The sequence below is a fragment of the Lewinella sp. JB7 genome, assembly GCF_024297185.1.
GTDB lineage: Bacteria > Bacteroidota > Bacteroidia > Chitinophagales > Saprospiraceae > Neolewinella.
Map to the genome: position 1 here is coordinate 72,337 of NZ_JANCTD010000011.1, position 14,287 is coordinate 86,623.

General features: G+C 55.0%; 6 protein-coding genes. All 6 read left to right on the top strand.

The window, feature by feature from the left end:
* The first annotated feature begins 277 nt into the window (after positions 1-277).
* The 6 genes from NMA52_RS19265 to NMA52_RS17305 all read left to right on the top strand — a co-directional run bounded on the left by NMA52_RS19265 (position 278) and on the right by NMA52_RS17305 (position 14,245).
* A complete protein-coding gene (locus tag NMA52_RS19265; RefSeq protein WP_254828960.1) occupies positions 278-5,380 on the top strand; it encodes an MBG domain-containing protein in 5,103 nt (1,700 codons plus the stop codon).
* A gap of 73 nt (positions 5,381-5,453) precedes the next feature.
* The gene (locus NMA52_RS17285; protein WP_254828961.1) at positions 5,454-7,406 is read left to right on the top strand and encodes a tetratricopeptide repeat protein; all 1,953 of its coding nucleotides are present in this window, start codon (positions 5,454-5,456) and stop codon (positions 7,404-7,406) included.
* A 466-nt stretch (positions 7,407-7,872) separates the two neighbouring features.
* Complete coding sequence (locus NMA52_RS17290) at positions 7,873-8,631, top strand: LuxR C-terminal-related transcriptional regulator (protein ID WP_254828962.1); 759 nt, start codon at positions 7,873-7,875, stop codon at positions 8,629-8,631.
* A gap of 396 nt (positions 8,632-9,027) precedes the next feature.
* The gene (locus tag NMA52_RS17295) at positions 9,028-10,881 is read left to right on the top strand and encodes an LGFP repeat-containing protein (RefSeq protein ID WP_254828963.1); all 1,854 of its coding nucleotides are present in this window, start codon (positions 9,028-9,030) and stop codon (positions 10,879-10,881) included.
* Positions 10,882-11,924: 1,043 nt separating this feature from the next.
* Positions 11,925-12,968 carry a hypothetical protein gene (locus tag NMA52_RS17300; protein WP_254828964.1) on the top strand — a complete coding sequence of 348 codons (1,044 nt, stop codon included), beginning with the start codon at positions 11,925-11,927 and terminating at the stop codon, positions 12,966-12,968.
* Positions 12,969-12,976: 8 nt separating this feature from the next.
* On the top strand, positions 12,977-14,245 hold the full coding sequence (locus tag NMA52_RS17305; protein WP_254828965.1) for a hypothetical protein: 1,269 nt from the start codon (positions 12,977-12,979) through the stop codon (positions 14,243-14,245).
* The last annotated feature ends 42 nt before the right edge of the window (positions 14,246-14,287 follow it).

Below are 14,287 nucleotides of genomic sequence, written 5' to 3' on the forward strand. Positions count from 1 at the left end.
CGGCTCCCGCGCGCCGCCGCCCGTCCGAATACCCGATCCGAAAGACTGTGTAAACACATTGTTTGCGAACGAGGGGATTTCTGCCTAACTTCCACAGCAGGGTTTTGGTCGCTTGACCGCAAGACACGAACACATGAACATTCACACCCACCAAGGAACAGTAGGCTCTGTTCCGTTATTCGCTTATTCTCTGCCGGCTCGCCTTCGAGCAGCTGCTGCACCACTGCTTTTTCTCGTTGGCTGGCTCGTACTCAGCAGCTCCGTCGGGGCCCAGAATGTGCGTACTTACACCACCACCGGCGGCAGTGACGACTGGCTCGATGCATCGGCGTGGAGTTGCAGGGGTGGGGGCTGTAACGCGAATCCCGTTCCGACGAAGCAGCTGGACCGGCAGGTGGTGATCATCGGGCATACGATCAATTACCGCCTTAACCAGGCGATCGTGGTCCCCGCTTCGGGATCGATCACCATCCGGGACGGCGCGGTCCTCCATCTGTCCTCGAACCTGAACGTGCGGGCGGGCGGAGTGGTCACCATCAACAAGGGGCGGCTGGACATCGGTCCGGGGGTGCTCAACAACGCCGGACTGCTGGATGCGACCGACGCCGTCATCGTCAAGGACGGAAACTTCATCAACGACGGCGAGACCATCCTGAACCGCTCCTGCCTGGACCTGGTCGAAGGCAATTTCAACAATAACGGCCGGCTGAGGGGCGAGGGAGCGGTCACCACCCAGAACGGCAACATCAACAACAACGGAGACTGGGCCGCTACGGGAATTCTCTACTGCGCGAGCGGCAACGCCTCCAAGGTGCCGGGCGCGGAAGACTGTGCCGGCGTGGCCCGGTACTGCGAGTGCGTCAGCGGCAACTGCGACATCCTGCCCGGCTACCGTTCCACGACCAAGGTGGAGGAACTCATCGGTTCCGAGCTGACCTCCCTGGCGGCCGACTACGACCCCGACAACCCGCCGACGCCGCGCATTTACCGTATTCAGGCAAATGAGGTACTCATTGACATCATCGTCGTCGACGGCTTCCGGCAGCAGGTCGTGGACTTACTGAACAACACCTACGGGATTCCCTCCGCGGCCTTCATCGACAACGGAGTGAATCAACTGCTCATCACGGTGTACTTCCCCATCAACCAACTAGGTTCGCTCAATGGCCGGGGCGACATCATCAACTACGTTCGCCCCGCCTTCCCGGCGATTTCCAATGCCGGCCTGATCACCAGTCAGGGCGATACCGCCCAGGGATCCTTCCTGGCCCGGGGCGGATTCGGACTGGACGGAAGCGGAATGAAGATCGGCGTGATTTCCGACAGCTACAGTAGCAATCAGGCCGGACTTAACGCCGATATCGGCAACGGCGACCTGCCCGGCGGGGACGATGCGGTAACGGAAGTGCCGGTCATCGTCAACGGATCGCCGATTACGGTAGCGGGTTCCGACGAGGGGCGGGCCATGCTACAGATCGTCCACGACGTAGCGCCGCAGGCAGAACTCTTCTTCCGGACCGGCTTCATCAGCGCCGGCAATTTCGCCGCCGGGATCACCGACCTGGCCGAGAACTACGATTGCGACGTGATCGTGGACGACCTTACTTACCTCACCGAGCCTTTCTTAAAGGATGGATTAGTAGCCCAGGCAGTTCAGCAGGCGACCCGGGACGAGGGCGTGACCTACGTGACCTCGGCCGGCAACTTTGCCTCCCGCTCCTACGAAGGCACCCTGGCCGCCGGCGGTAGCTACCACGATTTCGGTGGCGGCGATGTGTTACAGCAAGTGAACCTGGATGTCGGTTTTTACCTGCTGGTACTGCAGTGGGAGGACAACTTCTACTCTATCGGTGAGACGGCGGAGGGCACCGTCGAGGACCTGGACATTTACCTCACCGAGAACGACGGATCTGTCCTCTACGGCTTCAACCGCAACAACCTGGGGGGCGATCCGATCGAGGTGCTGCCCTTCGAGGTGGTCAACCCCACCAGTACCAACATACGGATCGAGCGGGGACCGGGAAGTGAGGGCGGGCCGGTCAAATTCAAGTACGTCGTATTCCTGGCCGGCGACCGGGGCGTCTTTGACGCCGAATACATGAGTACCACGCCGGGTTCGGGGAATTCGACGATCGTCGGGCACGCGAACGCCGAGGACGCCCTGACCGTGGGGGCCGTGCGTTACAATAATACGGGCGCGGTCGAAAGCTTCTCCTCCACCGGCGGTACGCCCATCGCGGGTGAGGCTGCGTTACGCCAGAAGCCCGACTTTAACGGCCCCAACGGAGTGAACACCAGCGTCGGTTTCGGCTCGCTGGACGTGGAGGGTGATGGTGTTCCCAACTTTTTCGGCACCTCGGCGGCCGCTCCCCACGTCGCGGCGGCGGCGGCTCTGCTCCTCGAAGCCCGACAAAAATTCGGACTCGCCGCCACCGCAGAGACCTCCGGCGCCTGGGTACGCGATCTGTTGCGGCGGACCGCCTCCCACGGCGGCGCGTACGATCCCGTGGGGGGCTACGGCTTCGTTTCCACCCTTGCGGCGGTCGACGAGTTTGCCACTCCGACGCCCCGGCTGACGGCGCTCAACATTCAGAACCTGGCGGAGGGCCGGCAGCCCGGCGAAGTCGCGTTTAACCTTATCCTGGAGGGGGCTTTCTTTGACGAGACTACCCTCGTATTCTTTCGGGATCAGATCCTGGACATCATTTCCATCAGTCCCGACCGTACGCGGGCCGAGGTACTGGTTCCCCCCTTCATCGGCAATCCACCGATCTACGTATTTAACCCGCCCAACGTGCCCGTAACCAACGGTACCGACGGGGGGACATCCGATACGCTGACCTTCGAGGACATTCCCCTCACCGACGTGCGGATCGTCGCCGAGAATCAGAGCAAGCACTACGGCGCTCCGCTACCGGAACTGACTTACCGCATTGAAAGTACCGGCGAGCCCATCGACCCGGCGGTATTGCCCCTGATCGAAGCCGCGATCAGCCTGGAAACTGCGGCCACCACCGGCAGTCTGATCGTCGACGTCGGTTACGCCATCACTCCGGTGTGGGATCCGGCCGCCCTCGATCCGGCCGTCGCGGAACTGTACAGATTGGAGGCAGTACCCGGAATTCTGACGATCACGCCCCTCCCCGTGACCATCAGGCCGAAGCCGGCAGCCATGACCTACGGAGACCCGATCCCCACGATCGAATACGAATATCTGTTTGCGGGTGATGTGGATCCCACGGTCGCCGACGCCGTGCAACAGCAGCACCGGACGACACTCGGGCAGACGGACGGAGTAGCGATCGTGAACGGCATTCCGCTGGTCAATGGCATCCCCCTCGTGAATGGTATTCCGCTGGTCGACGGCCAGCCCTACATCGACGGCAGCGACGACGGGATCGACAACGGCGTGTCTTTACTAAACCGCACCTTTTACGTCAGCGAAAATACCGTGAGCAGCGCCCCTACCGCCGCCGCCTTCGGCATTCCGCTGGTCAACGGCAGCACTACGGCCAAGCTCTTCCGGATCGGCGTTGATGTGTTCACCATGCCCTCCATCGAGCAGGGGGATGACTCCGCCCTGGTTCCGGGTACGGCGTTGGTGAACGGCATACCCCTGGTCAACGGGCAGGCGCGACTCTTTGGCATCCCGCTCGTGAACGGCATTCCGCTCGTCAATGGCATTCCGCTGGTGAACGGCATTCCGCTCGTCAACGGCATTCCGTTGGTGAACGGCATACCCCTGGTCAATGGCGTGACGCTGGTCAATGGCATCCCCCTGGTCAATACCGAGGCGCAGGGGCGGGTAGCCCGCATCCTGGATGCGTTCGGGGGTAGCCTGGTAACCCTGAATTCAGCCGATGCGAATCTGGACGCCACCGACACCCTGAAATTTGCTCCGGTGACTCTACTGACGGGCCTCACCGTCGGTACTCAGTACATCGTTCCCGGAGCCCTGATCAACGATCAATTGCTCGTCAGCTACGAGACCGCGCCGCTGGAGATCAGTCGGGCGACCCTGGTGGTATCCGTGAATGACGAGGCCATCACGTACGGCGAATCGCCCACGGGATCGGCCGCCATTACGGGCTTCGTGCTGGACGACGACGCAGGCACGGTCTTCCCCAATGGTCTGACCTATACGACCAGCTGCACCCATCCCTGCCCGGTAGCGGGACCCCACACCATATCGGCCGGCACGGCGCCCTTCCCCCAAAATTATGAACTGGTCTTTACCGACGGACAATTAACCGTGAACCGCAAAGCCCTGACCGTTACGATCGAGGATGCAAGCGTCACTTACGGGGGGCCGATCCACCCGACCTTCCGGTACGCTGGCTTTATTGCGGGCGAGGATGCCTCCGCTGTATTTCCCGAAGAATTCACGACCACACCGACGGACGGATGCACGACCGCGACCGAGATTCAGTTCGTGAATCCGCCGCTTACGGACAACTACGCCGTGACCTACGCCTCCGGTGCCCTGACCATCCATCCGGCCACCCTGGACATTAGCGTGCGGGATGAGGTCATTACCGTTGGCGATCCGATTCCGACGACCTTCTCCGCCACGGTAACCGGCCTGCGGTGCGGAGAAACTACGGCACCCGAAATCATTTACTCCGTGCGTCTGCCCGACCCCGTCCTGCCCGGCGTATATCCGATCGAGGCCCGCCTCGCCGCGGGCAGTCCGTACCTGGCGAGGGTAACGGGAGGTTTCCTGTACGTTAATCCGGCCGGAGGCTGCTCGGATAAGATCAGGGTGCAGATCGAGTGTAAGGAAGACCTGGCGATCCCGGTCGTCATCGACGGCGTGAGCTATTCCAAGCGGCTGAGCTTCAGCTATACCAACCGGAATCCGTATCCCTACTACGTACCCGCGGGTCCCAACAACCGCCTGACCCCCGCCGGCGCCGCCAGTAAAACCGCCGCTACCCTACCGGAGGTATTCCTGGCCAATACCCACCACGCCTTCGATGTTTATGCGAACAACGACCGGGTAAAGTGGGAACTAGAAACCTTCGGCTGCGTCGATAAATCACGTACGGGCTCACAGGCCAACCCCTGTACGCCGGTAAGCAGCCCCTCGCTCGTGTTGTCGCCGACTTACCTAAAGGAAGCTTCCCCTTCTGTTGCTATCCTGCAGACCTACCCCAATCCGGCCGCAAGTGAGCTCCGCGTCAATTTTACATTACCGGAAACGGGAGATGCGCAGCTGACGCTGATCGATCTGCTGGGCCGGGTGGTCTGGACGAAGCAATTCACGGAAACCGACGAGCAGGCGATCGTCCTCGACCTGACGGACGAACCGCCGGGAACGTTCATTCTGCGACTGCAGTACAGCGATGCGGTACAAACGGTAGTCGTGATCAAGGAATAGCGAGATGCCAGCAGGAGGAACCATATACCGGAAAATTACCGCGGTCACAGCGACGGGAGCGAGGCTAGTGCGCGTGCTGCTGATCCTGATCCTGGGAGTGACGCAGGCGGTGCGGGCGGCCGATCCGCCCGTCGACAGTCTACGCGCCGTACTCGAAACGGCCAAGAGCGACACCCTCCGGCTGAGGACGCTGCTGGAACTGAGCACGCACACCTTCCGGTCGGACCCCAATTCCGCCATTGCGTACGCCGAGAGTGCGCGTCAACTGGCCCGCAGGATCGACGACCAGACCAGCCTGGCCTACGCGCTGAAGAACATCGGATTGGCCTACTACATCAAGGGGGATTACTTCGAGGTGCTGGAGAACTGGCAGCGGTCGCTAGAGATTTTCGAAGCCATCGACGACCGGCTGGGGATTAGTAACCTGACCAGCAACATCGGCGCGGTGTACTTCAACCAGGGTGACGACCCCAAGGCCCTAGAGTACTACTTGCGCTCCCTGCAGGTATCCGAGCAAATCAGGGATTCCCTCCGCATTGCCACCGCCCTGAACAACATCGGGGCGGTATACTTCAACAACACCAACACCCACGACCGGGCCCTCGATTACTACCTGCGGGCCCTAAGCATCAGTGAGGGGGTGAATGACCTGGAAGCCATCGGTACCTCGGCGGTCAATCTGGGAGAGATCTATCAGGACAGGGGTGAATTCGAGCGGGCGATCTTCTACTTCGAAAAGGCGCTCGCGGCCTACGAGCAGTCGGGAGGAAACGCGCCCTACGCGCTGTACAATCTCGGAAAGACCTACGCCGCGAAGGGTGAGTACCGGAAGTCCCTGGAGTACCACCGGCGCGCCTATACCGTGGCCGCCGGACGGGAAGCGCGGCTGGAGATGGCGACGGCGCTGGTCGGCATCGGTCAGACACAACTGCTCAGCCAGCAAATGGAGCAGGCGGCGGAGACCTTCAAACGGGCACTTTCCCTCGCCCGCGAGGTAGGCTCCCTGGTTCGCATGAAGGATGCGTACGAAGGCCTCACCGAAGCCTACGCCCGGCAGGACGACTACCCGGAAGCCTTCCGGTACCAATCCTTACTCAACTCCATCCGGGATACGCTCTACACCATCGAAAAGGACAATCGCATTCAGAGTCTGCAGTTTCAGTTCGACATCGAAAAGAAGGAGAACCAGATTGCGATGCTCAACAAGGACAATGCGCTCAAGGAGGTACAGATCCAACGCGCGCATACGGTACGCAACCTCCTGTACGCCCTTGCGCTCTTTCTGATCTTCACCGTGGCGGGAATTTTTTACCAGTACTGGTTCGCGAAGAAAAGCAACCGGCTCATCCAGAAGGAACGTAATCGCTCCGAACGGATCCTGCTCAACATCCTACCCAGCGATACCGCCGAGGAACTCAAGCAGAACGGTTTCGTAAAGGCCAAGCGGTACGAACGGGCCACGGTGCTGTTCACGGACTTCAAACGGTTCACGGAGTACGCCGAACACTATTCACCGACGGAAGTAGTCAAGAGCCTGGACTACTATTTCCGCGCCTTCGACGAGATCACCAGCCAGTACCAACTGGAAAAAATTAAGACCATCGGGGATTCCTACATGTGCGTGGGCGGCCTGCCGGTCATCAACGATACGAATCCCGTCGACGCCATTAACGCCGCATTTGAGATGGCCGCATTCGTCCGGAGCGTCAAGATTGAAAAGCCGGAAGGCATCATACCGTTCGACATGCGCATCGGCCTCAGTACCGGTCCCGTGGTCGCGGGGGTCGTGGGCACGAAAAAGTTTCAGTACGACATCTGGGGCCCGACCGTCAACATCGCCAGCCGCATGGAGACCTGCTCCGACGCCGGTCGCATCAACATCTCCTTCTTCACCTACGAACTTATCCGCCACCACTTCGCCTGCACCTACCGCGGCATGATCGAGGCCAAGAACGGAGAGCAATTACAGATGTACTTCGTGGACCGGCCGCTGGTGGAGAATCCGGAGGTTGCCGGGGTAGTTTAAAAGGGGGTAAAATTTCAAATTTTCAATTTTCAATTTGAAATTTAAAAATGGCGTGGATGCTCGCTTCGCTCGTTTCAGGTCGAGGCGTTGCACGCCGAGAGGACATAAGGGGCGGGGCCGCGGGTGCAATGAATACAGGTAAAGCGGCCTCATTCCGCATCCACTCCAGTTACCTGCGTACAGAAATATCACCTCCGGCAATTCGAGACGTGTTTTACCGCTCTTCCGTAGCGATCACCCCATCCAAATAGCGCTAAAGAACGGGCTGCATTCAGATGATCTTTTTTAAATGTGAACCCCGGTTTTCCCGTATTTTCCTACTTGTGATGAACAGACTGGGGGCGAAGATCTACCGGCCGCTCGTGACCGCGCTCGTTACCCCTTGATTTGAAGAAATAGGTTTGCCATGTGGGTTACTCCGATTGGCTCAGTGGAATTTACGCTAACACCAAAGACTCATATCCGTATGCTCCCGTCAACCTCTATACCCGCCGGCAGGGGGCGGGCTGGGGCGGCGATCAAGATTTCCGCCGTACCACTTCCCCCCATAGGTCATGATTCCCCCTTCGAGCAGCTGATGGCTCAGACCAATGTCTACTGCTATTCGGTGGATTATCAGACCGGTCGGTTCCGCTACGTCAGTCCGGGCATCTACCGACTGCTCGGCTACAACCGGGACACCTGGCAATTTAGCGGACCGCAGGAAGCCTTCCGGCAAGTCCACCCCGACGATAGAGAATGTGTAGTCAAGATTTACGCGGAGATCAAGCGCGAGCTCCTTCATCAGCCCATTACGGCGCGCGGCGACCTCAGCTTCGTCTTCACCTGCCGCATGCGCACCCAGCAGGGGCACTACCTCCACCTCAGTCACCACCTCTCCTTCCCCAACTTCGATATGCGTGGCCGCCCCCTCGCCGACCTTACGCTGGTATCGGACATCACGGCGCTGAAGGCTCCGCACTACTGCCAACTCCTCGTCCAGTACACCAACGGCACCGGCGAAAAGACCGTCGTATTCTCCTGCTCCCCTACCGTCGACTTCTCCCGCCGCGAGATTGAAGTGCTGCAACTCGTCGCCATGGGCCTCGACAGTCACGAGATTGGGCGGCGGCTGTTTATCAGCTACCACACCGTCTGTACCCACCGCAAGAATATGTTGCGCAAGGCGGGAGTGAAGACGCCAGTGGAGTTGGTGGGTTGGGGACGGGGGGTGGGGTTGGTGTGAGGGTTTGAGCTACTTATTCCAAGACCTGGAAAATACCTAGAGCTAGCGATTTGATCACGAAGGATGCGATACCCAACTTTGACTATAGCCAACGCACCATAGTCAAGAGATAGTAATCCTTTCTGTGGTAAAACATACGACTAAGTCGGGCATCCGTGTGACTAGAAATGTCATCACCCACGACCACCAACACCGTATCGTGCAAAGGTAAAATTGGTAGACTTCTTAGAAATCAACACCAAAGCACGGACATGAAAGTATGAGCCCTGATAAACTAGGACCGGAAATTAAGGCGTAAGCCGGAATATTTCCCTACCCATCATATCGACTCCTATAATCATCGCGGGACACCAGGATTGAAATCTAAGCTATTCATTCATACTAAATGATTGAGTTATGGCTGATTCAAGATCTACGTGCCAGGGCGGTGAGTTCGACGGACACAAGCTGGCCACCCCGCGCGACGAGGCCCTCTGCGGTCAGGGCGGTGGCGTGGTTGTCGCCGGTCAACCGACATCCGATGGTTGTATGGGAGGCTCCGTCGAGAACTTTTCCGCCACCCGGGGGCAAGCCTTACACTTCAATTCCTTGCGCAACGCCGCGGCCATCTTCGGGGAACGGGAGGAGGTAGCCCTACTGCGCAGATTGAGCGCGGCGGCCGTGCCGGCGACGGATGCCCTGCTCAGCATAGAACCCGAATATATTGAAAGGCTTTCCGAAGCCGGGCAACGTATTGAAATCATTGCCTCCAACCTGATCGACCCCGAATTTGACGGGGTTTTGTACACGGAGGAGGACCACCGGTTCTTCGTAAAGATCGGCCGGGAACTGGCGGAACGCACCGGGGATGATGTATTTCCGGAACTCCTTGAAACGGCAACGCAGGTCGCGGAGCAGCACCTCAACGTCAGGGCACTCGAAGTGCGGGAGCGCTTCGGAGGTCTTCCGCAGCCCCCCGACCTGGATGTTAGCGATACGGACTTGAACCTGACCTCACCGCTCGGTAACCTTTCCAACTTGACATATGACCTGTCACCGGTCTTGATGCACCATCACCACCGACTGGATAAGCTGGACCTGATGGTAGACGTAGATACGATCACCGACTTGATGCATTCCGCCCGTGCGGAAACCGCGATCGCCGCCAAGGCGGACCAACTGGGTGCCCTGGCCGCTTCCCCGCTGGGCGAGGTCACCCCCGTCCGGGGAGGGTTCGTGCGCAGGTACGCTGATTGCGACATTTACTACTCAGATACCACCGGCGCCCACGAGGTACACGGGGAGATCCGGCGAAAGTACTCGCAGGTAAACGGTCCCACCCTGCTCGGGCTGCCCACCACCGACGAAACCGGGTGCCCCGACGGGAAAGGTCGCTTCAATCACTTTGTGAAGTCATCCATATACTGGACGCCCACTACCGGCCCCTTCTACGTCAGGAACCCCTGCCGCTTCCGCTGGGCGTCCCAGAGCTGGGAGACCGGCCCCCTGGGCTATCCCGTACGGGATGAGGAATCTTTGTCCGCCGCCTACCCCGGTGGCGGCCCCACCATGTACTGGTCGCACTTTCAGAACGGCATGGTCTTTGGCCGGGGGGGCGATGCGCAGGAAGCGCTGGCCGCTACTGCGACCCGACAACAGGTTCTGGATGCCCTACGTACCACGATCGACCGCAGGATGCCTTCCTTTGAGTTGGACACGGGCATCTTTTCGTACACCGTCCGTGGCGGGCTGCACGGCGTAGACTTCCTGGGCGTAGACGACTGGCAGTACGGCTTTTACGGCTCCGTCCCCCGCACCCTACGCATTCGCGTCAATGGCTTCGTAAGTGTCCCCCTCGCGCCGGATCCGACTTTCCAAATCGAAATGGGACTTCGCTTCTCCACCCGGTGGCCGATCGGCAGCTTCTTCTACCCAACGACGAAGAAGTTTGTCGCGACCCTCATCCACACCAGGATTTCGGTTCAGGGTATCGCTTCCGGCACCATTGCCGGTATGATACAAAAGGCAATCTGGTCGGCTTTCACCCCAGGTCCGGCCGATCCCGAGATCACCGACAACTCCATGGTCATCACTTCGATTCCCACCGGTGCCAATCAGAAACCGGGAGCCGAGAACCTCGACTTCCTCGACGTGATGCTCATGGCCGACGGCTCCCTGAATGTTTTCGTCAACCCCCTGCCGGCGATTGCGGGTGGATTCCGGAGGTACTTTGCTCAGAATGCACTGAATTCAGCATTAGAGAATCTTTGAGGGAATATACCGATGTAACGGGCTACAGTTATTGCGAACAATGCTGACCAGATCAGTCGATCTGCAATGGACTGGGGATGCCAAACTTGTAGCGGATTCCCATGACGACTGCAGTGTTTGCTTCCGGTACATGACCTTCAGATTGTTTGGATTGGCTCTTGTGCGGAGAACCGGGCAACTACCTCCACCTGAGTCACCATCTCTTCTTTCCTGATTTCGGTATATGCGGCCGGCCCCTCGCTGATTTCTATCTGGCATCGGACATCACCCTCTGAAAGTTTCACGAGCTTGTTAGCTGTAAATACACTCTCCCCCTACGGATCCACCCGCTGCAAAATCCTCTTCTTCAGCTGCACCGCGCCGTGACCGAGCTTAACTGCCGATAGATCGAAATCCTCAAACTCGCAGCCTAGGGCCTCGATAGTCACACCATCGCTAGGTAACTTTTATCAGCTACTATACGGTTTGTACCCACCGCAAGAATATGCTGCGCAAGGCGGGGGCGAAGAGCCCGGTGGAACTGGTTGGGTGGGGACGGGGGGTGGGGGTGGTGAAGGCGGGTGGGTAAATGTTGAATTATACCTAGCCCTGGTGATTGAGTTCCCGCTTTATTATCCCAATTTTTATCCTAATTAGATTGAATCAAGATGGGTAAATGGAACCTTTGCAATTCAGTACATCTTCATTTAACATACATAACTTTTCATCGCTAGAGTTTATGCTATCAAAAGCAATATAATATTCTAATCTGTACAACAAAGCTGTGAGTCAATTAATATAACATTTTATTCAGAAGCTAGACTATTTTAGTGTCACGACCTATTAAAATCACTACATCAACAATTTTAAATTCATGCCCTTTCAAAATCGGCGCATTCCAGAAACTTAACAAATGACTTTACTCTAAATGCAATTGCATTGCTCCACCAGACTAACAACAAACAGAGGATGGATTCATCAACGGCCCTAATTCACAAATAATTTGTAGTACACACTAACAATTTATTTAATTTAAACAAATTATCTTACATAAAAACGCCAAAATGAAAGCAAAGTTATTTTCCAAAATTATGTTCTCAACTTATATGATATTTTTTGTTGCACAAGTTACTGCACAGGGCGAAAACAGTAAACCAAAGTCAACCGAAGCTGATGTGGAATTAGAAAAGACAATACAGAAATATGCCTCTATACGGTGTACACCAGATGAATTAAAGCTACTCAGCGACGGGTACATTATTCCAGACTCAGCGTTTGTTATCTCGCCTTTTGGGTATTCATGGCATCAACCAAATCAAATATTAGCAGGCAGCTCCGTTTACATTGACCTTATATTGCCCAAGGGTCTGTCAAATCAAGTTGGAGTTATTCGCACCAGCGAGACAAGAGATGTCAATGTTGTACATTATTTTGGAGTCCCTGATGATCAAAATGCAGCAATGGGAAGTGTTCCTGACGAGGAAACCTGTACGGTTAAAAGACTGACATTGTCCTATTTTGAAGCAGGTGAGGGCAAAATGGCAATACAAGCACGAAATGGTTTGGCTACCCTAAATCTTGCGGAATATGCTTTTCCAGTTTCTGCCACCTATTCAGGTTCGATAGTGTTCGGCCCAGTTTTGTCCTTATTGAAGGACCGTTCCTTCTCTATTGTGCCCTCTGAGTATGGCTCGAACACCAACCAAAATACATCTACACTTAACATTGAGGAGTATAACAATATTCACTATGTAGCCGGATTCACAGCATTCCTAAATGGCCCTCGTGCTATTGAACCAAGTGTTTGGGACCCTCATGTAGATTTGTTCATGGGAATCGATGTAGTCGATCCTTTAGACAATGGATACTTAGGATTCAACATAAGCTTAAATGGATTTTTCTCGTTTAACGTTGGTGCCCATGCTGGCAAGGTAAACCGTCTAGCTTCCTATTCTAACTTGAGCGCGGGGGATAACATAACTCTAGGCGAAGGTGAAAGCATACCAACCGTTTCTAAATGGGATGTTGGACTTTTTGTTGGGTTTAATATTGATGCACGCTCCGCTGCAATTGCCTTTTCTAAAACTGTTCGCGGCCTTATCAATTAAATCCCCCCATGAATAAACTGTCCTACTATTATTTTCTGGCAATCTATCTTCTGTTGACAACTAACTGCTCAACCGATGGAGATATCGGCAATAATAATTCTCTTTCAAACTACACTTCTTCATTGTGCGATTCTATTTCGCCAATAATATTTTCAAATTTTTGGCTTGAACAACCTTGCTACGAAAAAATTAAACAGTGGAACGATGCTAATCCCGACTACCCTGTAGTTCCACCAACTGCATATATTGACGCCTGCCCAGTTATTTCCAAGGGAGGTAATATACACAAATACTGTCCAGACGACCCATATTGTCCAATCAAATTACCGGCCGAACCAAATTCTGAAACTAGATATATTGATACCATTGATGGGGAAGAAGTAGTTGTCACTGAAATAATTCTTCCAGATGGTGACCTTCCTGATTTTGAGCAATTATTTTTAAGAGAAAGTAGCTTTACGGCTGAGAATGACGACATGAGTGAGATTCAATTTGGTTATGAAAACTGTGAAGATATATTCTCCTTTGGAAGCTTTAAGGAAGCTATGTCAATGATTACTCCCATGGATGTCCGTAAAATATCAAGAAGATGGATAGATAAATTTGATGTGGAAGCAAACCCATCCCTTATCCAGAGAAGCATGGCCACTGTTTTTGACAGATTTGGCGGATGGACCTACTGCAATAGCCTTCAAAGCAATAACAACTCTAAAGTTCTTGGAATATACCACGAGAATAGCCGGCAAATTGTTCTCTATAATAGCCTATGTCGCTCAGTCGATGTGTATGGACAAAATATAACTCACTTAGAAGCTTACCAACGCTACTTATTCATTACTAGTCATGAACTCGGACACCTTATAGATCACGAAACAGGAATGTTAACTGACAAAGATAGACGTTATGCAAGAGAACCAAGAGCCACTATGTATGGAATTTTCGTTGCAGAATGTGCTATGAGAAAGCTACAAAAATTACAATATTCCTTCATCGCACTTTATCAAAGACACCTTCAATCATGCTCCACAGATTCTTGGCAAAGTGATTGGTGCAAGGAAAACAGAGACCGGATCAATATTAACATTTATGCGTCAGAATGCATGGCAGAAGTATATGACCGGATTTTATCTCAACTGAAGACTCAAAGGCTTTCTTACCATAAAATTACTGATGGGGAAAAATGGTACAAATCATCAAATATTGATTATTTTGGCACTTCAATTTTATCGGTTAGCTGCGGTGGAATACAATCTAACACGACACCAATCGACCGTTAAAATTTGATCATATAGACATAGCCCTAACAAACGAGACGCAGA

What these genes read in the sequence shown, in the direction of transcription:
- NMA52_RS17305 (WP_254828965.1), top strand. Translation starts at nt 12,977, where the DNA reads ATGAATAAACTGTCCTACTATTATTTTCTGGCAATCTATCTTCTGTTG.
- NMA52_RS17300 (WP_254828964.1), top strand. Translation starts at nt 11,925, where the DNA reads ATGAAAGCAAAGTTATTTTCCAAAATTATGTTCTCAACTTATATGATA.
- NMA52_RS17295 (WP_254828963.1), top strand. Translation starts at nt 9,028, where the DNA reads ATGGCTGATTCAAGATCTACGTGCCAGGGCGGTGAGTTCGACGGACAC.
- NMA52_RS17290 (WP_254828962.1), top strand. Translation starts at nt 7,873, where the DNA reads ATGCTCCCGTCAACCTCTATACCCGCCGGCAGGGGGCGGGCTGGGGCG.